General features: G+C 49.7%; 21 protein-coding genes and 1 pseudogene. All 22 read right to left on the bottom strand.

Annotated elements, in window-relative coordinates; translation table 11 throughout:
* Positions 1-48: 48 nt before the first annotated feature.
* Positions 49-4,041, bottom strand: coding sequence for a PolC-type DNA polymerase III (locus BN3910_RS02120; RefSeq protein ID WP_066923883.1), 3,993 nt, complete (start codon positions 4,039-4,041; stop codon positions 49-51).
* A gap of 1 nt (position 4,042) precedes the next feature.
* Positions 4,043-5,122 (bottom strand): flavodoxin-dependent (E)-4-hydroxy-3-methylbut-2-enyl-diphosphate synthase, encoded by a 1,080-nt coding sequence (gene ispG / locus BN3910_RS02115; RefSeq protein WP_262361708.1) that lies wholly within the window; start codon positions 5,120-5,122, stop codon positions 4,043-4,045.
* 58 nt (positions 5,123-5,180) lie between these two features.
* Positions 5,181-6,179, bottom strand: coding sequence for an RIP metalloprotease RseP (rseP, locus tag BN3910_RS02110; protein ID WP_066923879.1), 999 nt, complete (start codon positions 6,177-6,179; stop codon positions 5,181-5,183).
* 9 nt (positions 6,180-6,188) lie between these two features.
* Positions 6,189-6,980 carry a phosphatidate cytidylyltransferase gene (locus BN3910_RS02105; protein WP_066923877.1) on the bottom strand — a complete coding sequence of 264 codons (792 nt, stop codon included), beginning with the start codon at positions 6,978-6,980 and terminating at the stop codon, positions 6,189-6,191.
* Entirely contained in the window at positions 6,980-7,669 is a 690-nt protein-coding gene (uppS, locus tag BN3910_RS02100; RefSeq protein ID WP_066923875.1) for a polyprenyl diphosphate synthase, read from the bottom strand. Before uppS ends, BN3910_RS02105 begins: the two co-directional genes overlap by 1 nt.
* A 42-nt stretch (positions 7,670-7,711) precedes the next feature.
* The gene (frr, locus tag BN3910_RS02095) at positions 7,712-8,263 is read right to left on the bottom strand and encodes a ribosome recycling factor (RefSeq protein ID WP_066923873.1); all 552 of its coding nucleotides are present in this window, start codon (positions 8,261-8,263) and stop codon (positions 7,712-7,714) included.
* 14 nt (positions 8,264-8,277) lie between these two features.
* Entirely contained in the window at positions 8,278-8,985 is a 708-nt protein-coding gene (gene pyrH, locus BN3910_RS02090) for a UMP kinase (protein WP_066923871.1), read from the bottom strand.
* 110 nt (positions 8,986-9,095) lie between these two features.
* On the bottom strand, positions 9,096-9,764 hold the full coding sequence (gene tsf / locus BN3910_RS02085) for a translation elongation factor Ts (RefSeq protein WP_066923869.1): 669 nt from the start codon (positions 9,762-9,764) through the stop codon (positions 9,096-9,098).
* 10 nt (positions 9,765-9,774) lie between these two features.
* Positions 9,775-10,578 carry a 30S ribosomal protein S2 gene (gene rpsB, locus BN3910_RS02080; RefSeq protein WP_066923867.1) on the bottom strand — a complete coding sequence of 268 codons (804 nt, stop codon included), beginning with the start codon at positions 10,576-10,578 and terminating at the stop codon, positions 9,775-9,777.
* A 165-nt stretch (positions 10,579-10,743) separates the two neighbouring features.
* Positions 10,744-12,801 carry a type I DNA topoisomerase gene (topA, locus tag BN3910_RS02075; protein WP_066923865.1) on the bottom strand — a complete coding sequence of 686 codons (2,058 nt, stop codon included), beginning with the start codon at positions 12,799-12,801 and terminating at the stop codon, positions 10,744-10,746.
* Between the two features lie 14 nt (positions 12,802-12,815).
* Complete coding sequence (gene dprA, locus BN3910_RS02070) at positions 12,816-13,904, bottom strand: DNA-processing protein DprA (protein WP_066923863.1); 1,089 nt, start codon at positions 13,902-13,904, stop codon at positions 12,816-12,818.
* Positions 13,892-14,311, bottom strand: coding sequence for a YraN family protein (locus tag BN3910_RS02065; RefSeq protein WP_066923861.1), 420 nt, complete (start codon positions 14,309-14,311; stop codon positions 13,892-13,894). The genes dprA and BN3910_RS02065 overlap by 13 nt, the downstream gene beginning before the upstream one ends.
* On the bottom strand, positions 14,301-15,008 hold the full coding sequence (locus BN3910_RS02060) for a ribonuclease HII (RefSeq protein WP_075967972.1): 708 nt from the start codon (positions 15,006-15,008) through the stop codon (positions 14,301-14,303). Before BN3910_RS02060 ends, BN3910_RS02065 begins: the two co-directional genes overlap by 11 nt.
* 3 nt (positions 15,009-15,011) lie before the next feature.
* Positions 15,012-15,878 carry a ribosome biogenesis GTPase YlqF gene (gene ylqF / locus BN3910_RS02055; RefSeq protein WP_066923859.1) on the bottom strand — a complete coding sequence of 289 codons (867 nt, stop codon included), beginning with the start codon at positions 15,876-15,878 and terminating at the stop codon, positions 15,012-15,014.
* A 54-nt stretch (positions 15,879-15,932) separates the two neighbouring features.
* Positions 15,933-16,280, bottom strand: a complete 348-nt coding sequence (gene rplS, locus BN3910_RS02050; protein ID WP_066923857.1) for a 50S ribosomal protein L19 — start codon at positions 16,278-16,280, stop codon at positions 15,933-15,935.
* On the bottom strand, positions 16,267-16,983 hold the full coding sequence (trmD, locus tag BN3910_RS02045; RefSeq protein WP_066923855.1) for a tRNA (guanosine(37)-N1)-methyltransferase TrmD: 717 nt from the start codon (positions 16,981-16,983) through the stop codon (positions 16,267-16,269). The genes rplS and trmD overlap by 14 nt, the downstream gene beginning before the upstream one ends.
* On the bottom strand, positions 16,980-17,480 hold the full coding sequence (gene rimM, locus BN3910_RS02040; protein ID WP_066923853.1) for a ribosome maturation factor RimM: 501 nt from the start codon (positions 17,478-17,480) through the stop codon (positions 16,980-16,982). Before rimM ends, trmD begins: the two co-directional genes overlap by 4 nt.
* Positions 17,477-17,707 carry a KH domain-containing protein gene (locus BN3910_RS02035; protein WP_066923851.1) on the bottom strand — a complete coding sequence of 77 codons (231 nt, stop codon included), beginning with the start codon at positions 17,705-17,707 and terminating at the stop codon, positions 17,477-17,479. The genes rimM and BN3910_RS02035 overlap by 4 nt, the downstream gene beginning before the upstream one ends.
* Before the next feature lie 166 nt (positions 17,708-17,873).
* Positions 17,874-18,122, bottom strand: a pseudogene (gene rpsP, locus BN3910_RS07960) (30S ribosomal protein S16); the annotation flags it as partial.
* Between the two features lie 36 nt (positions 18,123-18,158).
* The gene (gene ffh, locus BN3910_RS02025; protein ID WP_066923849.1) at positions 18,159-19,499 is read right to left on the bottom strand and encodes a signal recognition particle protein; all 1,341 of its coding nucleotides are present in this window, start codon (positions 19,497-19,499) and stop codon (positions 18,159-18,161) included.
* Between the two features lie 33 nt (positions 19,500-19,532).
* Positions 19,533-19,922: a sigma factor-like helix-turn-helix DNA-binding protein gene (locus tag BN3910_RS02020; protein ID WP_066923847.1), complete on the bottom strand. Its 390-nt coding sequence runs from the start codon at positions 19,920-19,922 to the stop codon at positions 19,533-19,535.
* Between the two features lie 161 nt (positions 19,923-20,083).
* Positions 20,084-21,001 (bottom strand): signal recognition particle-docking protein FtsY, encoded by a 918-nt coding sequence (gene ftsY, locus BN3910_RS02015; protein WP_066923846.1) that lies wholly within the window; start codon positions 20,999-21,001, stop codon positions 20,084-20,086.
* Positions 21,002-21,032: the final 31 nt, after the last annotated feature.

Raw genomic sequence — 21,032 nt, 5'->3', positions numbered from 1 at the left:
GCTGTCATTCCTCATTATAAGCACCGCCGCACAAAATGAAAGGGGCGATTAAAATCCCGGTAGAAAACTCATCTGATTGCTTTCAGGAAGGTCATTAAGGAGGCCATGGTCCACCAGCGATTGAAACGCGCTGCGCGGAATTCTTGTGCGCTGCTTAAAGTCCGAGCGGGAAAGGAATTCGCCATCCTGCATCGCCGATTTGATGGATTCGGCGTTGCTCTCAGACACATCATCCAGTGCAGCTAACGGCGGAAGCACCGCATCTGATCCTGCCGTACGAAAGACAGTGGCATCGGAAGTTTCCCGACTTGGTACAGCAAAGGTCAGGCCACGAGCGAACATTTCTTCAATGATTTCCCACAAAGCCCATTTTCCGCCGTCAATCGCTTCCCCCGCCTCTTTTGCACTTTGCAATTCTTTCATGCGTGTTTGGGCTTCTTCCAGCGATGACACGAGAAACGATGAAGAAAACAGACTCAGGTGTTGCGTAAAATAGGTGGCATAGAACGCCGCCGGCTGATGCACCTTAAACCAGGCAATGCGATAGCTCATCATGACATAAGCGGTAGCATGCGATTTCGGAAACATGTATTTAATGCGTTGACAGGAATCAATGTACCAGTCCGGAATATTGTGTTGCTTCATGTGCTCCGTGACGCCTTCCGGAATTCCCTTGCCTTTGCGAACGGACTCCATGGTCTTAAAGCTTTCCAACTTGTCCATCCCCATGTGAATCAAGTAATTCATGATATCGTCACGCGTACAAATGGCGTTTCTAAGCGTGGTCTTGCCGTTTCGAATGAGTTCTTCCGCGTTATTGAGCCATACATCGGTTCCGTGCGAAAGGCCGGAAATGCGACATAATTCACCAAAAGTCGTCGGCATGGTCTGTTTCAGCATTCCACGCACGAAGGTGGTCCCAAATTCCGGAATGCCCAACGTACCATCCGAACTGTTGGAATAGGGATGCATCGCCTTTAAGGATTCCGTGGAACGAAAAAGCGACATCGTATCGGCATCATCAAAGCGAATGGTAAGCGGATTGATGCCGGTCATCTCTTCCAACTGGCGAATGATCGTAGGGCTCGTGTGCCCCAGCTCATCCAGTTTCAACAGGCAATGATCCAGATTGTTGTAGCTGAAATGTGTTGTGCGCACATCGCTTTTCACATCATCCGCCGGATATTGGATCGGTGTAACATCGGTAATATCCATCTGTTTTGGCACAATCATGAGTCCCCCGGCATGCTGGCCGGTCGTGCGTTTTGTGCCTTCCATCGTATGCTGCAGTGCCCGAATACGCGCCGCCGACAAGTTTTTTTCCTCCTCAGGAACATACGGCTGTTCTACATATTTTCGAATAAAACCGTAAGCGGTTTTTTCCTGGATACCGGAAATCGTACCGGCACGAAAAACCTTGCCTTCTCCAAAAAGCTCTTCGGTATATTTATGAATGGTGGGCATATAGACACCAGCAAAGTTCAAATCAATATCCGGCTCCTTATCACCGTTAAAGCCTAAGAAAACTTCAAACGGGATGGTATGTCCGTCACGCTCCATCGGCGTATTACACTGGGGACAATTCTTTGGAGGCAAGTCATAACCGGATTCCACCGATCCGTCCTCGATGAATTCGCTGTGACGACAGTGTGGACAAACATAATGCGGCACCAGCGGATTTACCTCAGTGATATCCGCCATGGTGGCGACAAAAGAGCTGCCGACCGATCCGCGCGAACCGACCAAATAGCCGTCACGATTAGATTTCTGCACAAGTCGTCTTGCGATAACGTAAAGTGACGAGTAACCGTTAGATATGATCGAGTCCAACTCTTTTTCCAGTCTGGCGCTAACCAACTTGGGAAGCGGAGAACCATAGCGTTTTTCTGCGTTGGCATAAGAGGACGTGCGCAACTCTTCGGCCGCACCCTCCAATTCCGGCGAATAGGTTTCCGAAGGAATCGGTGCGATGAATTCAAACGAATCGGCAAAACGCGCAGGCGCCTTCACAACGATTTCCTCTACCGTCTCCTGCGGAAGAAACGAAAAGGCATTCTTCATCTCGACCGTATTGAGAAGACGAAAACGTCCGTTTTCATCAAAGTCTACATTTCGCTGGTAATTGACCAGAATATTGCGTGCCAGGCGATCGCCCGGATCCAGATAACTCGGCGTGCCGATGGCGATGACCGGTTTTTGTTCGCTCTTACCCAGAGCGAGGAGACGACGGATAATGCGCTGCATATGGGCTTCATTCGCAACCAGTTCATGGCGCATGGCCGTTGGCGTGAACGAAGGCGGTTGCACCACAAACACATCCACATCCTTAGCTAAGGATCGAATGTAGTCCTCCGGCATATCTTCCGCAATCGCTTCAAACAGTTTCGAGCCGATAAGTCCGGAAGCGATGAGAAGACCTTCTTTCTTTTCCCGCAATAGTTTTTCGGGAAGACCGGGACGTCCATAGTCAAAGTAATCAATATTGGCGAAAGAGATGAGCTCATACAAGTTTTTGATGCCGCTATGCTTTGGACAATACACCAAAAGTTCCGATTCACGATGTCGGGAAAGCGGAAAAGAAGAAGGTGTACGATTGATTTCCGAAAGCGGAATGCAAAGCTCCTTCCATTCTTCCCACAGGCGAAGAAAAGCCGCGCCGGTTGCGGTCGCGTCGTCAATGGCGCGATGATGATGAAATTGCGGCACGTGCAATTCTTTTGTTATGGTGTCCAATTTGTGATTTTTAAATTCCGGATGCAAACCGCGCGCAAGCCATAACGTGTCCATCCAAACAGGCTCTACGGAAAGGCCTAATCGTTTGGCATTTTCCCGGATGAATCCCACATCAAAACGGGCATTGTGCGCTACCCAAATACTGTCTTTCGCAAATTCCAAAAAGCGTGGAAGGACATCTTCAATCGTCGGCGCACCTGCCACCATCGCATCCGTGATGGAAGTCAGCTCGGTAATGCGCTCCGGAATGGATCGCTGGGGATTTACAAAAGCGGAAAACTCGTCTACCTTTTGTCCTTCCTCATAGCGAACAGCACCGATTTCGATAATGGCTTCGCTATAACGCGAAAAGCCGGTCGTTTCAAGGTCGAAGACGGTAAAGGCTTTCGGTTCATCCGGAAGTGAAACATGATAGGGATTGGAAAGAATTTCCAAATCATCATCCAGAAGCTTGGTCTGCACGCCATAGAGAACTTTGATATCTGTCCCTTTAACCGCTTTAGCGATCAGCGGATACGCTTGAAGAGAGCCCACATCCGTAATGCCTACCGCGGTGTGTCCCCAGGCCTTAAGCCTTTTCACCAAATTCTCCGCGTCGATGGTTCCTTCCATCATGCTCATTTGGGTATGCACTGCGCACTCTACGCGCTTCTCCGCCGCCGGATCCGTCATCGGCTCTTCCGGGGCCGGGCGACCGCCGTTGGTCATAAACAGAAGCTGGTTCGCATAGCTGTCAAACTGCAGCTGTCCACGAACACAGACGAAATTGCCCTTAGAGAACACAGCACGAACGCTGTCCGCTTCTTTTTCCTTCGAGAAATATTTTCCGCTGAGTGCACCGCCATCTCGGGAAAACAGATCATAGCGAAAAATGATGCTGCCGGATTTTGTGGGAATTTCTTCCACATTTTGCACCGTTCCCTGCGTCATAATTTTTTTTGCACTCTGGGTAACATTCGCTAAAGGGATTAGATCTTCCTTTTTGGCAAAGCGACCGAATTGCAATGCAGGCGTATCTTTCTTCTCCTGCATATTTCTTCTTCCGGACATGCGAACCGGTTCATCGTAAAGGAGATGTATGGATGGTGACGGTTGTTCTTCCTTTTTCCAGCTCACTTCAACTCTTGTCCGATAACGTTTTGACAAGGCAAGAGAAATGGCTTCTACCTCATCTGCGGAAGGCGTTTCACCGAGAAAAAGAAAACGCGCCAGAGAAGTATTCGGATCATACCGCACTTCGTGCAGCGAATAATCCGCAAAACGCTCCTCCGGCCCGTCCGAACAATTCAATAGAGCATATAATTGCATTTCAATTCTCCATCTGTTCTATTTCATCCAGCAAGGCTTTTAAAAGGTGCTCTTCCGGCACCTGGCGTATCACCTTTCCTTTTTTAAAAATTACGCCGCTTCCGTTGTTCCCTGCAATCCCGATATCCGCTTCTCTTGCCTCTCCGGGGCCATTTACCGGACAACCCATAATGGCGACGCGTAAATTTTTATGTTGCGCGGCCAACGCTTTTTCCGCCTGCGACACCAGCGAAAGCAAGTCGATCTTCGTTCGTGCGCAGGTCGGACAGGAGATAAGCTCCACCCCTTCCTGTCGCAGACCGAGAACCTTCAAGATCTCGATCCCCAATCGTACTTCCTCCACAGGATCACCGGTGAGCGAAACGCGAATCGTATCGCCGATGCCGCGCAGCAGAAGCGCACCGATTCCCATGGCAGACTTGACCGTTCCGGTATAGAGCGGGCCGGCTTCCGTGACGCCAATGTGTAAAGGATAGTCGGAAAGCGTGGCGAACAGTGCATTAGCATCAGTCATCGTCCGTACATCGCTCGATTTGATGGAAACTTTTATTTGATCGTAACCGAATTGCTCCACACGGCGAACTTCTTCCAGTGCGCTATAAACCAAGGATTCGACATTCACCCCGTGATATTTTTCAATCATGGCCTGGTGGACTGATCCTGAGTTAACGCCGATACGAATCGGGATATTTTTTACTTTACAGGCCTTTACCACTTTCTCTACCTTGTCATCGTCCCCGATATTTCCCGGGTTGATGCGAAGGCAATCACAGCCGTATTCGACGGCATAAAGTGCTAAACGATAATCAAATTGAATGTCGGCAACAAAAGGTATATGCGTGTGTTCTTTTATTTCCGGGATTGCCTTTGCATCCGCCAGTGAATTGACGGCACTGCGCGAAATGGCGCATCCGGCTTCTTCAAAGGCCAAAATTTGCGCAACAGTAGCCTCAACATCCTTGGTGTCGGTATTGGTCATCGATTGCACGCTTATCGGCGCATCTCCGCCAACAGGCACATTCCCCACAAAAATCTGTTTTGTTTTTACACGCATGTGATTTCCCTTCTGTTTATAATCGATTCCACGAATAATTTCGGCGTCTCATCACTGTTTACAACGATTATCTTTGAGACAGCGATCACAACAGACGAAGAATATCCTTAAACGAAACAAATAGAATCAAGCCGATCAAGAGCGCAAATCCGGCAATCTTAATGCCGTTTTCCACCTTCATACTGAGCGGCTTCCCCCGCAGTTTTTCCAGAACGATCAGCCAAAGCGTAAACCCGTCCAGAGCCGGAATCGGCAACAGATTAAAAAGGGCCAAGTTCAAAGAAATATAGCCGGTGAAAAACAGAAGCTGAGAAAAGCCCTCCTGCGCCGCCTGACCGATCATACTGACTACGCCGATGGGGCCGGAAAGTGTATTGATCGAAAGTGCACCGGTAAAGAGGCGATGAAGAATGGAAAACAGAGAGAAAAACGTGTCCCATAACATGGACCAGGCCGCACCGAACGCCCTAAGAAAATCACTCTTGCGCTGCATGGTAATACCAAGCACTACTTTTCCCTGTTCTGTCTCCGGTTGCACAGCGATGGTCTTGGAAACATTGTCACGCAATACACTCACCTGTACCGTCTTGGCGTATTCTCCGTGACGTTGTAGCAAATCAACCAAATCATTCGACGTTTGCACGTTATCACCATTAACGGCCGTAATGCGATCGCCTATCATCATACCGGCCTGTTCGGCGGGAGAATGTGGCGGAAAACTCTCCACTACGGGAATAGCAATGCCTTGAACGCCCAAAAAAAGCATGAAGCAAAGATAGGCGATAACCAAATTCATCAGCGGACCGGCCAAGATGGTCAAAAAGCGCTGACCCGGCTTTGCATGAGTAAAGCTCGCCTCGTCATCCGATGCTTCGTCTTCCCCCTCCATGGCGCAGTATCCGCCAAGAGGAAGGGCACGAAGAGAATAGGTCGTCTCTCCTTTCTCTTTTTGCCAAAGTGCCGGCCCCATGCCGACGGAAAACTCTTGCACGTGAATGCCAACCCATTTGGCAACAGAAAAATGGCCCAATTCATGAAAAACGATCACGATTAAAAATACCAATAAGGCAAGGATAATCGTCATAGAAACTCCTCAATATTTCGTAACAAAGCGCACCATCAACCAAACAATCGGTAAAGCGAACTGCACCGAATCAAAGCGATCCATGATGCCGCCATGCGCCTTAAGCAACGTTCCAAAATCTTTGATATTCATTTTACGCTTCAATCGTGAAGCGAATAAGTCGCCCAACTGCGATGCGATCGAACCAACTGCAGCGATAATAACCAGTTGTCGCGCCGTGAGCGCTGTAAAAAACAGCGGACGAAAGATGAGCGCCAGCAAAACAGCACCCAATAAGCCTCCGATAGCGCCTTCCCTCGTTTTCTTCGGACTGATCGTCGTCAGAGGCGTTTTTCCGAAGCAATAGCCACTCAAATAGGCCATGGTATCCGTTCCCCAGGAAACACAGATCACTAAGAGCAGACCATTGGGCATATTGGCCGGAAAAAGCAGAGCGAACGCACTGAAAAACGAGATGTAGATTACGACGAACAGCGTCAAAAACAGGTCTTCAAACTCGCGATAAGGGTGAACCACCGAAAGAATAAAAAGGAACATAAAAAAGCAGACGGACCCGGCTACTAAAAGTTCCTGCAAGCGCAAAAAAGCAAAGAGCTGAAAAAACGCATTGCCGACGAGGGTGATTACACGGTTTCGTCCTTTGTTTTCCGGATCCAGACAGGAAAACAACTCTAAAATTTCCAAAGAACTTAGCAACAGCACAAAGAAAAAAAGTAATCCTGTCGAGCGCGACAGAATGACTCCCAGCGTGACCAATAAGAGAATCGCGCCAATTAAGAATCGTTCCCTAAAGCTCTTCATCAGACACCTCCGAACCGTCTGTTGCGGGCATTGAACCAGCGAATCGCTTCATCCAAATCAGCCGGATGGAAGTCCGGCCAAAGCGTATCCGTAAAGTAAAATTCCGTATAGGCAAGCTGCCATAGCATAAAATTGGACAGGCGTTTCTCCCCACCTGTACGAATGAGCAGATCTACCGGCGGAAGATCGGCGGTATCCAGGTGTCTATCAATAGTCTCCGTATCAAATTCTTCCATCGAAATGCCTTCATCCATCGCTCGACGTACGGCACGGACAATTTCATCACGACCGCCATAATTCAAACCGATATTTAAAATGACCCCGTCATTATTCTCCGTGCGTTTTAACGCCATCTGAACGCTCTGACGCGTAGCAAAGGGCAACCGACGTATGTCCCCCATGATCCGAAGACGAACATGACGCTGCATAAATTCGTCAATATATACCTGAAAAAAGCGCACCAAAAGACGCATCAATGCGCCGACCTCTTGATCTGAACGCTTCCAGTTCTCCGTCGAGAAGACATAGAGACTTAACACCTCGACGCCCACCTCTTGCGCATAGCGTGCGATCGAGACCATGTTTTCCGCGCCTGCCTCATGGCCTGCGGTTCGTTCCCATCCGCGAGCAGTTGCCCACCTTCCGTTGCCATCCAGAATAATGGCAACATGTTTTGGCGTTTCCGTCATGCCGTTTCCCTTCTCTTCGGCGTCTGAGTCGCCATAGGAAAATTAGATTTCCATTAATTCTTTTTCTTTTTCTTTTCCGATCTCGTCCAGTTCCTTGATGAACTGATCCGTCAGTTTTTGCAGATCCTGTTCTTCGGTATGACGTTCGTCTTCCGAAAATTCTTTTTCCTTCTCTGCCTTGGCAATGGCATCCATACCTTCACGACGAACGTTGCGAACCGACACGCGCGCCTGCTCCAAACGCTTGTTCATTTCCTTGACAAGGTCTTTACGACGTTCTTCCGTCAACGGTGGAAATGGAAGGCGGATCATCTTGCCGTCATTGCTCGGTGTAATTCCGATATCCGATGCCAAAATCGCCTTTTCAATAAGCGGAATATTTTTGCTGTCCCAAGGCTGAATCGTAATCATACGCGCTTCAGGAACGGCGATGGTAGCTGCGTGCGCAAGCGGTGTCGGTGCACCGTAGCATTCAAACGTGATGTCATCTAAAATTCGCGGATTTGCTCGGCCGGCTCGAATCTTGGATAAGTCTTCACGAAACGCAACGACCGCTTTTTCCATATCTTTTTTATATTCGCTCTGCTGATACATGCTCTTCTCCTTTTTTAACCGGCGATAATCGTTCCAATTGATTCGCCCTTAGCCACGCGCACCATATTTTCCGGTTCGTCAATACCAAACACGATAATGGGCATTTCATTTTCCATAGCCAAGGATGTTGCCGTAGAATCCATAACCGCAAGACGTCTTTGCAAAACTTCATCATAGGTCAGATGGTCGAATTTGACGGCATCGTCATAACGGTTGGGGTCTTTGTCGTAGACACCGTCCGTTCCCTTTTTTCCGATCAGAATACAGTCCGCGTCAATTTCACAAGCGCGAAGCGCTGCCGTCGTATCGGTGGAAAAGTACGGAAGACCGGTACCTGCCGCAAATATAACGATGCGTCCCTTTTCAATATGACGCATCGCACGCCGCCGAATATACGGCTCGGCGACTTCCTGCATTTGGATCGCCGTCTGGACACGCGTTTCAACACCGATAGCCTCAAGCGCCGCCTGGACACGCAAGGCGTTGATTACCGTGCCAAGCATACCCATGTGATCAGACTGTGCACGCTCGATGGACCCGGAACTGCGCCCGCGCCAGAAGTTTCCGCCTCCAACCACGATGGCGATTTCAAAGCCGAGATCGTGTACGCCCTTAACCGCAGCGCAGATACGATCGACTGTAGCGTCATCGAGGCCATTGTGCGCTTCTCCGGCGAGCGCCTCGCCGCTCAGCTTTAATACGATCCTCTTGTAGTTCAGCATAGTCACCTCCGTCTGTTATCAATTCTACATGGGATGAGAACGTTTTTCAAATGCTCCTGTGCATAAAAAAAGAGCGAAGAGAAAGCTCCCTTCGCTCTTTCGTGTTTCTCTTACATTCCGGCTTGTTTCGCGACTTCTTCCGCGAAATTGTCCTGTCTCTTTTCCAGGCCTTCACCGACTTCATAACGAACGAAACGACGTACAACAATGTTCTCGCCAATCTTGCTGACCAGTTCCTGACGAACCTGTTCCACCGTTTTATCTGTATGAAGAATGTGTTTCATGTCCATGAGGCAGATCTCTTCAAAGAATTTGTTCATGCGACCTTCGACTTTTTTCTCGGCGACGAACTTTTTCTTGTCTTCCGGCATATTCGCAGGACTTTCATTCATTGCCTGCTGAACCAAAATTTCGCGCTCGTGTGCCACTTCTTCTTCAGGCACATCTTCACGACGAACATATTTCGGGTTCATCGACGCCACCTGCATGCAGACGTATTTGACGAATTCCTGGAAATCCGCATTCTTGGCGGCAAAATCCGTTTCGGTATTGACTTCCGTCAACACGCCGATTCGCCCCTGATGCACATAGGAGCCGATCATGCCTTCCGCCGCAATACGGCTGCTCTTCTTCAGCGACTTAGCTTCTCCCTTTTCGCGAAGGATGGTGATGGCTTTTTCTTTATCGCCCTGTGCTTCCTGCAAAGCCTTCTTGGCTTCCATCATGCCCACGCCGGTTAAGTCGCGCAATTCTTTCACTTGTGCTGCTTTAATTTCCATTGTGTCCCCCTTATTCCTCGTCTGCGGCTTCTTCTTCAACGGCCTCCGACTCATCTTCGGTTGCTTCGTCTTTTTCCGTCGCTTCTTCCGTCACCGCTGTCTCGCTCTTTTCGCTGTCGTCTTCCATCTGCTCGCCCTGGCGACCTTCAATAACGGCTTCGGCCATGATCGATGTGATCAGTTTGACCGAACGAATCGCATCGTCGTTTCCGGGAATGGGATAATCCACTTCATCCGGATCTGCATTAGTATCCAGAATCGCGACGACAGGAATGTGCAGTTTTTTCGCTTCATTAATGGCGATGGCTTCCTTTTTGGGATCCACAACGTACATAAGATCCGGAAGGCCGTTCATATCTTTAATGCCGCCGAGGAAGCGATCTAATCGCTCAGCCTCATGCTGCAGTTCCGCCACTTCTTTTTTCGGCAAAAGATCAAAGGTACCGTCTTCCGCCATGGCATTGAGCTTTTCCAGGCGCTCGATACTCTTTTTAATGGTCTGATAGTTGGTGAGCATGCCGCCCAGCCAGCGCTGGTTCACATAATACATATTGGCGCGTTTTGCCTGCTCTTCAACCGTGTCTTGCGCTTGCTTCTTCGTACCGACAAAGAGGATTTTTCCGCCATCGGCAGCGACTTCACGCACCTTATTGTAGGCTTCTTCAATGAGACCCACGGTCTTGGACAAATCAATAATGTGAATTCCGTTGCGTTCCGTAAAAATATACGGTTTCATTTTCGGGTTCCAACGGCGCGTTTGGTGGCCAAAATGAACACCCGCCTCCAACAAGCTTTTCATACTTACTACAGACATACATTCCTCCTGTGTTTTTTCCTCCGCCGACCTCAAATCCTGCGCAACCAAAAATTGGCACACTGCTCAAGGATATTCAATCCGCGTGTGACATTCCGATCAAGTATACAATACCGACGCGTTCTTCGCAATGCCGAAGCGCTGAAAAATCACGTTTTCTTCTGCTTATCCGTGATTGGGGCACTCTTCGTTATGACAATATATGTGATCTTCATGTCGATTTTTGCGATGCAAAAGAAGGTCGCCACAAAGAGGACATTTTTCACCGGTCGGCGGATCCCACGTCGCAAAGTCGCAAGCGGGATACTGATTACAGCTATAAAATACCTTTCCGCGTTTGGAGATCTTTTCCACCAGCTCTCCTTTACCACATTTCGGACAGGTGACGCCCGTGGTTTTCACAATACTTTTGGTGTATGTGCAGTTTGGAAAATTCGCACAGCCGATAAAATCTCCGTTTCGTCCGTGTTTAATGATCAACTTTCCGCCGCATTGCGGACAAGTCTCTCCGGTTTCTTCCACCGGCAATTTATAGCCCGTATCGTCTTCCTTTGCTTTTTGCAGATCCTCGGAAAAGACGGCATAGAACTCACTCATCAATGCTCGCCAATCGACGTTTCCGCCCGCAATATCATCTAGGCGTTCCTCCATCATCGAGGTAAAGCCTTCGTTGATAATCTCATTAAAATTGGCTTCCAAAAAGGCATTGACCTTTTCGCCCAACGGTGTAGGAAGAAACTGTTTTTTCTCAATCGATACATAGCCGCGGGAAAGGATGGATTTTATGATGGCCGAATACGTGCTCGGCCGACCGATCCCGTTCTTCTCCAGCGTCTGCACTAAGGAAGCCTCGGTATACCGTGCAGGTGGTTGCGTAAAGTGCTGCTGTTTTTCTATGCGCCTGACCTCCACGCTCTGTCCTTCCGTCAGTTCCGGAAGCTGCACTTCCTTCGTATTCACCGGCCAAACTGCCTGGAACCCGTCAAATTTCGGCTCTACTCCATTCACACGGAAAAGATAGTCACCGGAGGCCAAGTCCACCGTCGTCGAAAGAAACCGCGCGGATGCCATTTGCGAAGCAACCGCACGACGCCAGATGAGATCATATAAACGAAACTGATCATTGGAAAGATCATCATGAATGGCTTGCGGCACAAGATTGACCGAGGCGGGACGAATGCCTTCATGCGCATCCTGCGCCTTGCGATTTCCGCCATAAGAGATTCCCTTAGTGGTATATTGTTCGCCATACGTATTCGCGATATATTCTTTTGCCTGTTGGAGAAAACTGTCCGCCAAACGTGTCGAATCCGTACGCATATAGGTAATTAATCCGACCTGTCCCTTGCCGTGCAGGGAAATGCCTTCATAGAGCTGTTGCGCAACCATCATGGTCTTGGACGTGGAAAAGCCCAAGCGACGATTCGCTTCCTGCTGAAGTGTGGACGTGGTAAAAGGTGCATACGGCTTTTTGTTCCGCTTACGCTTGCCGACTTTTTCTACCGTAAAAGGCGAGGTCAGAGAAGAGACCAGAGCATCGGCCGCCGCCTCATCCGGTAAAGAAATCTTGTGCGTCTTTTCGCCTTGCCGGCGACCGACCAATTCTGAGGAAAACGAAATGCGATCCTCACGATGATGCGCATGAATGCTCCAGTATTCTTTTGGAACAAAAGCCTGAATTTCCCTTTCCCGTTCAACGATGAGCTTCAGTGCAACCGATTGTACACGTCCCGCAGAAAGACCACCCTGCACTTTTTTCCACAGTATCGGCGAGATCTGATAGCCTACAATGCGGTCCATGATACGACGTGCCTGTTGCGAATTAACCAAATCCATATCGATTGTGCGTGGATGCGCCATTCCCTCTTTTACTCCCTGTGGAGTAATTTCATGAAAACTTACCCGATTGGCTTTTTCCGGATCCAAGCCCAACAGTTGTGCTAAATGCCAGGAAATGGCTTCCCCCTCGCGATCGGGGTCAGTGGCAAGATAGATGTTGTCGGCTTTTTTGCTCTCGCGTTTCAATTCATTGATCGTGGAAGCTTTACCGCGTACATTAATGTATTTCGGCTCAAATTGATTTTCAATATCGACGCCGAACTGACTTTTCGGCAGATCGCGAAGATGACCTTTGGAAGCCATCACTTTATAATTTTTGCCGAGAATTTTAGAGATCGTCTTTGTTTTGGTCGGCGACTCGACGATAATTAAATTTTTGGTCATGTAAACCCTTCCCGCTACTGTGTTGCAAATTTCCCATCGCTGCGGCGCTGAATTTTCCCCTTCATCTCCAGAGACGTCAAACAAATCCAGAGATCGGAAACGGTGAGCGGAACAAGGTGCGAAAGTTCATCCGCTCCGCGAGGCGCCAATCGAAGGATATCATATATAGCCTTTTCCATCGCTGTCAATGCCTCTTTCGCTTTTTTCGCTTCCGTAAGTGAACGCGGTTTCCATTCATAGGCACTTAAAATATCGTCGATACCCGTCACCAGCGTTGCTCCGCGTCGAATCTGCTCATTGGTTCCCTCACTCCGTTTTTGGTGTATATTTCCGGGAACGCAGAAGACATTTTTTCCCTGCTCGCAAGCACAATTGACGGTAATCATCGTGCCGGAACGACGATTGGCCTCAATCACCAGCACGCCGTCGGAAATCCCGGAGATTAGGCGATTGCGGTGTACAAAATGATACGGAAGCGCTCTTTCACCGGGAGGATATTCCGACAGCACGCATCCTTTGCGAACAATCTCTTCGGCAAGAGAACGATGGGAAGGCGGATAAATACGATCGATACCGCTTCCCAATATTGCCACGGTCGGACAGGAAGCACGCAATGCCGCACGATGGGCTAAGCTGTCAATACCATAGGCTAGCCCAGAAAGGATGACCACACCTTCTCGAGCCAATCCTTCCGCGAAGAGCTCCGTGCAGGAAACGCCATATGCACTCGGCTTTCGACTGCCGATCACCGCAATGCTGAAGCCCGTGAGAACGGAAGAATCGCCTCTACCGAAGAGCACATACGGTACCGGCTCAATTTCACGGAGTTTATCGGGATACGCGTCATCAAAAAGTGTAAGCGCCCAATAGCCTTTCTTTTCATACTCGTACCAGCGCTTCATCCTCGGCGTTTCCTCGGGATGCGGCAAAAGAATATCGTTGCGATACACTGTGCCGCTTTTTCGTTCCAGTGATTCTGCGCCGCAAAGAAGAGCGCTGATCTGGGACGACGATAGACCGGATAACGCCATGTACAGTAATTGATTCCGCCCCATGCATGAAGGGGATTTCTTCATTGCTTCCATAGCCGCTATTCCGTCCATGATTCCTCCTCCGCCGGAAAGGCATTGCGCAAGAGGTGAATGGTTCCGCGATGGAGATGGACTTCTGCGATATCAAAAACATAATACAAATCGGAAAAATGGGGATGACGAAACAAATACGACAAGGCAGTTAAGCGAAGTCGACGTCGCTTCCAGGCGGAAACCGCTTCTTGCGGAGCCGCATAACGCACGTCGCTTCGCGCTTTCACCTCAATAAAGTGCAGTTCGCTTCCTTTGGTGGCGATCAGATCAATCTCTCCATGACGGCCGCGAAAGTTGTGCTGTAGAATCCGGTATCCAAGAGAAACATATAAACGAGCCACCGCGTCTTCCGCCTCTCGTCCACTGCGATACGCCGCTTGTTTCTTTTCGCAACGCACGGACGCCGCGGGACGCTTAGTTGTCATCCTTTCCGTTCGACGTTGACTCGTAGGCTTCGTTCGAGGACGACATGGGGAAGTTGACGTTTTTTTCATACCGATCCTTTCCATGTAGAAAGCTTCGGCGATGAATGGGCAACAGACCGAATTGGCGAATGGCGTCATAATGCGCTTTCGTGCCGTATCCCTTATGTGAAGCAAAACCGTATTCGGGATATTGGACACCGTAGGCGCGCATCATGCGGTCACGACTCACCTTGGCCACAATGGAGGCACAGCTGATGGCATAAATACGATCATCACCATGGATAACGCTGATCTGCTCCACATCGGTTTCAATGTGTTCCGCGTCGACGAGAACCAGATCAGGCACCACGTGTTCTCCTTCTTTCGTTTTTAATGAAAGAAGTGCCTCACGCATCGCTTTTAGGGTAGCTTGACGAATGTTGATCGTATCAATCACTCGTTCATCGCTTTGTCCGATTCCCCAAGCAATGCAACGGTCAAGAATTTCGTCATAAAGCTGTTCTCTCTTTTTTTCGGACAGCTTTTTGGAGTCTCTAACGCCGTTGATTTTTTCCCCGTGCGGCATGATTATAGCACAGGCAACCACCGGTCCCGCCAGTGGCCCACGTCCCACTTCATCGATTCCACATACCAGAGGTGTTTCCTCTATTCGCATGTGAAGCGCATTTAGTTCCTCTTCGGTCCAAGTGTCTCTCATCGGCTACTCCTCATTTATGAGCTCGACAGGCGCCTTCTCCAGCGTAAGTTTTCCGAAACGAAGTTTTCGAAAATCATCCAGAAGAATAGCGGCCGTTCGCGTATAGTCCACTTCTCCTCCGCGCAAAAGCGAGCCGGTATAGCGTGCAATTTTTTCCATCGTATCAATTGTTTTTCGTCCGGACTCTTCCGACAAAGAATAACGAGAAATCACCGCTTCCGGAGCGCGTTTCATGAGCAAATCCAAAAGCGCATAGCCGACATCCTGTAAGGGAAGAATATCGTCTCGAATCGCTCCGGTGAAGGCAAGATGAAGCGCCTGACGTTCCGTCAGCTTTTTCGGCAAAATGCCCGGCGTATCCAACAACAGAAGGTCGGCATCCGTTTTTATCCATTGCTGATTTTTGGTAAAACCCGGACGATCACCTACCGCCGCAGAACGCTTCCCGCTCATCGCGTTGATAAATGTGGATTTTCCGGAATTGGGAATGCCATAAACCAACAAACGAATTTCCCGATTGATGCGCAATTGTTCTTTTCTCTTGTTCTGTTCTTCTGCAAGCAAATCGGCTGCGCAATCATATAACGCTTTTGCGGGACGATCATGCACAGCGTTAATGGCCATGGCGGTCTGCCCTTTTTGACGCAATGCCTGAATCCATTTTTCTGTCTCTTTGGCATCAGCCATGTCTTTTTTATTCAATAAAATGATGTGCTTCTTCTTTGCCGTGATGCGGTATAACGCTTCGTTCGCACTGGAAAACGGAATGCGAGCGTCACGAATTTCACAGCACAGATCGACCAGAGAAAGCTTGTCACGAATCTCATCCGTGGCTTTTTTCATGTGGCCGGGATACCAGTTGATACTCATCGTACCTCCAAAAAAAGCTCGCTGAACCGTAGCGGCCAGCGAGCTCGTAAACAATTAATAGTTGGTCTTTTCTTTGACCTTGGCCGCCTTGCCCACGCGTGTGCGCAGGTAATTGAGTTTCGCGCGGCGAACCTTACCTTTACGGGTAACTTCAATTTTTTCCACTCGCGGAGAATGGACTAGGAACACACGCTCTACGCCTACGCCATAACTCAGACGACGTACGGTAAAGGTTTCATTCGTGCTTCCGCCTTCACGCTGAATCACCGTTCCTTCAAAAACCTGAATACGCTCGCGGCTGCCTTCCGTGATACGATAGTGTACGCGTACGGTATCGCCGACGCGAAACGCGGGCAGATCCGTCTTCGCTTGTGCCTGTTCCAGTTGTTTAATGTAATCCATCGATTCCTCCTTCATCCCCGGATTCCCGAAGATAGCGTTCGTAAAGATCCGGTCGTTTTCGTTTCGTGTTGTACAACGCATTTTCGTTTCGCCATGCAGCGATCGCCTGATGATTCCCGTTGAGCAACACGTCGGGTACTTCGTGACCGCGAAAATTGCGCGGTTTGGTGTATTCATCATATTGAAGCAAAAGATTGGCGTGGGAGTCGCTTGCTGCACTCTCGGGATTTCCGAGAACGTCATCCACCCAGCGCACCACTGTATCCACCAGCACCATGGCCGGCAGTTCTCCCCCGGTTAAGACATAATCACCGATGGAGATTTCCTCGTCCACATAATAGTTCGTAATGCGGGCGTCGATGCCTTCATAGTGACCGCAAAGCAGCACAAGATGATCATATTGCGCAAGGGCACGTGCTTTATCTTGATTGAGTACGCTTCCCTGCGGACTCAAAAACACCACGTGTGATGCAGGCGTTCGCACGGCATCAAGTGCATCGTAAAGAACATCCGGTTTCATCAACATACCCGCGGCTCCGCCAAAAACGGTGTCATCTACGCTTTTATGCCGATCTTTGGCATAATCGCGAATCTGATGCGTCTTTAAGGTGAGAATCCCGCTTTCCAATGCTCGGCCGATTACCCCGTATGCACGGAGAAGGTCGAAGAGTTCCGGAAAAAGGGTCAAGATATCGATCTTCATTCCATTCCCTCGATCAGTGCAACACGCATACAGTGATGCTTCACATCCACCTCGCGGATGAACGACTTTACTGCGGGAAGAAGAATATCTTTTCCTTCTTCCGTCCGAATCCGGTAAAGATCCTGTGCGGGATTTTCAATCACTTCTTGTAAAACGCCCAGAAGTGATCCGTCCTCACGAGAAACCTGCATACCGAGAAGATCCTTGACGTAATAATGATCTTTCGCCGGCTCGGGAAGACTTTCTTCCGTAACGAGCAGGGTTTCCCCAACCAGCTCCTGCGCTTCCTGCGCTGAGGTGATTTCTGCAAACTGCAGATAGCCGAATTGACCTTGCGCGCGATAGCGCGTAACGGTAAGCGTTCTTCCGGATGCGCTCATCAGCGTGCTTCCCTCCGGAAATCGATCCTTGCGATCATCCGCCATCCGAACTTTAATTTCTCCGGATAGACCTCGTATGCGCAGCACTTCGGCGAGAACGATCAGGCCGCTCTTCATGAATCAATATCCAAATTGACTTTGACGTTTTCTTTGATGGCACAGGCTTTTAGCACCTGACGCATGGAATTGGCGATGCGCCCCTGCTTGCCGATCACCTTGCCCATATCATCGGGATGAACATGAAGCGAAAGCGTAACTACGCCGTCATTTGCATCCTCACGAATCGTGAGCTCTTCGGGGTGATCCACCAGCCCCTTTGCCATGGTATATAGCAGTTCTTTCATCTCAGGCCTCGGCAGTTTCGTCTTCGGCCTTCACTTCTTCCTCTTCGGAAGCCGGTTCGTTCACCGCTTCTTGCTTTTCCTCCGCCGTTTCCTTCTTGGTGTCGGCAAAATCAACCACTTTCGCCTTTGGCTTGCGCTCCGTCGAAAGTCCTGAAGCGACAACGCCTTCCGCCTCCATTACGCCGTATTCACGGAACAGGCGTTTAATGGTGTCCGACGGCTGTGCGCCATTGGCAATCCAAGCTTTTACTTTGTCGGCATCCACCCGAAACATGCGCGGTTCCGAGACGGGGTTGTAGAAACCGATCTCTTCGATAAAGCGGCCGTTCCGTGCGCGACGGGAATCCGCCACGACGATACGATAAAACGGTGCCTTTTTCGCGCCTAAACGTTTCATTCTGATTTTAACTGCCATTCTTTCCTCCTCATGTGTTCAATATTCAACTCGCTATTACTGAAACGGATTTTTGAATAGGGAATTGAAGCGTTTTTTGCCCTTCTTAACCTGTTCCATTTTCTTCATCAGCTTCTTGGAATCCTTAAACTGTTTAAGAAGGCGGTTGACCATGACCGGGTCCGTACCCGATCCTTTTGCGATGCGTGCACGGCGGGAATTGGAGATGATGTCCGGTTTGCGTCTTTCCTCGTCGGTCATCGAGGAAAGAATTGCTTCCAGACGCTTAATCTGCTTATCATCAATATTTACGCCGGCCATCTGTTGGGCATTCATGCCCGGGATGAGCTTGAGCAGATCCTCAAGCGGACCCATGTTCTGCATCTGTCGGAGTTGTTCGCGAAAATCGTTCAGATCATATTTCTGAGAACGCATTTTCTCTTCCAACTCTTTGGCTTTTTCCCGGTCCAACGCCGATTCGGCTTTTTCGATGAGCGTGAGCACATCGCCCATACCGAGAATGCGGCTGACCAGGCGATCGGGATGAAATTCCTCAATCTGATCCAGTTTTTCTCCCGTGCCGATGAGTTTAATCGGCTTATGGGTTACCGCGCGTACCGAAAGCGCTGCGCCTCCGCGCGCGTCACCGTCCAATTTGGAAAGTACCACACCGGTAATGTCCACGGCTTCGTTGAATGTCTTGGCGACATTTACGGCCTCTTGACCGGTCATGGCATCGACGACGAGCAAGGTTTCCGTGACAGGCACTGTCTCTTTGATGCGTTGTAATTCCCGCATCAGCTCTTCGTCAATCTGTAAGCGTCCGGCGGTATCGATGATCAGCGGATCATGCCCTGTGCGCACCGCTTCGTCGTAGGCGCGTTTTGCAATCTCTACCGGATCCGCGTCCGCGCCTAAGGAAAATACCGGTGTTTTAACCTGTTCTCCCACCACCTGCAACTGTTTAATGGCTGCCGGACGATAGACATCGCAGGCGACGAGCATCGGTCGACGCTGTTTTTTCTGATACCAGTTGGCCAGTTTGGCTGCATGCGTCGTTTTTCCGGAGCCCTGGAGACCGCACATCATGATAACGGTCGGTGCCTTTGGCGCACTGCGCAAGGCCATATCATCATCGGACATCAGCGCAACCAGCTCTTCGCGGACAATCTTGATCACCATCTGTCCCGGTGTAAGTGATTTCATCACATTTTCGCCGACAGCACGCTCTTTGACCTGCGCAACGAACTCTTTCACGACTTTGTAGTTGACATCCGCTTCCAGAAGCGCCAGACGTATTTCGCGCATAGCCTGATCAACATCTTTTTGATCCAGTTTTCCTTTTCTCGTCAGGCGAGAAAACGTCGCTTGGAGGCGTTCGGCTAAATTGTCAAACATGGTCTCCTCCTCTCTGCGGAAGGATCGGTTTTCTCATCGCTCCCGCTCTGGTGTGTGCGGCAAGTGGGTATCCTTCACATCACGTGTTCTTGAAAGCGAAGCCGACAGGCGTTTTAGCGCCCGACGGGCGGGAAGAGCTTCCTCTTCCGGTAAGGACTCTACGGCATGTGCTAATAGCGGCAGTGTTTCTTTTGCGCACTGTTCGGTCTCTAAAAGGCCAAGGTGGGACTCGAAAAGGTTCATCTTCTCTACTGCCCTTGATAACTGTATCGATACCGCCTGTTTTGAAATCTTTCGCCATTCGGCAATCTCCGAAAGGGAAAGATCATCATAATAATAGGCTTCACACAGCGCACGCTGCGTTTCGGTCAGCATAAAACCGTACACTTCATACAACAAGCCGATCTGTACCGTTTCTTCCATGACATCCTCACAAAAATAGCACCGCTCCACAGGAACAGTGCTATTCTATGCGTATTCCCTTCCTCTGTCAAGCTTTTTTGTTTGACAGAGGAAGGGAATGCCGTTTCTTTTTTGAAATATTCCGAGTGGAAAAAGCGATCACAGAAGCTTTGCCATCATGCTCAGGAAAAAATAGCATCAACAAAGGCTTCCGCATCAAAGGGTCGAAGATCCTCCATCTGTTCCCCCACACCAATGAACTTAACCGGCACCTTAACCTCAAGCTGCAGAGGAAAAACTACTCCGCCTTTCGCCGTCCCGTCCAATTTCGTCAGCACCAAACCGGTAATGTTCGTCACTTCGTTAAAGGCACGCGCCTGCTGAATCGCATTTTGTCCCGTCGTCGCATCAAGAACCAGCAACGTTTCCAATGTCGCCTGCTCGTATTCGCGAGAGAGAATGCGATAGATTTTTTCCAGTTCCTGCATGAGGTTCTTTTTATTGTGCAGACGGCCTGCTGTATCACAGATGAGCACATCCACGCCGCGCGCCTTTGCTGCATGAATACCGTCAAACACCACGGAGGCCGGATCCGCGCCTTCTTCCCTACGCACGATGCCCACTCCTGCACGATTCGACCATTCTTCCAGCTGATCGATCGCTGCGGCACGGAATGTGTCGGCTGCGGCCAGCAGAACGGATTTTCCCTGTCCCTTGAGATAGGCGGCGAGTTTGCCGATCGTGGTCGTCTTGCCCACACCGTTGACGCCGATAACGAGAATGACCATGGGACGTCCAGCTTCTTCCTGCAGTGCGGTGTGCAAATTGGAGGCCAACAGTTTTTCCTTCAGTATTTCCACGAGACGAAGGCGGACTTGTTGGGGATCGCGAATATGCTCCTCCGCTACCACCTCGCGTAAGGTATCAATGACGTTCATCGACGTCTCAAAACCCATATCTGCGGATACCAGTGCCTCTTCAATTTCATCAAAAAGTTCATCATCAATGGTGGCACGGCCGTTAAACAGATTGTCCAGCGCACCGCCAAGGCTGTCTCGCGTTTTTTTTAAGCCTTCTTTCAAAAAATCGAAAAATCCCATGTTCCCTCCGCTTTATCTGTACTTTCACAAC

The organism is Murdochiella massiliensis (assembly GCF_900059565.1).
GTDB classification, from domain to species: Bacteria; Bacillota; Clostridia; order Tissierellales; family Peptoniphilaceae; genus Murdochiella; species Murdochiella massiliensis.
This window is presented reverse-complemented; position numbering and strand designations above follow the sequence as displayed.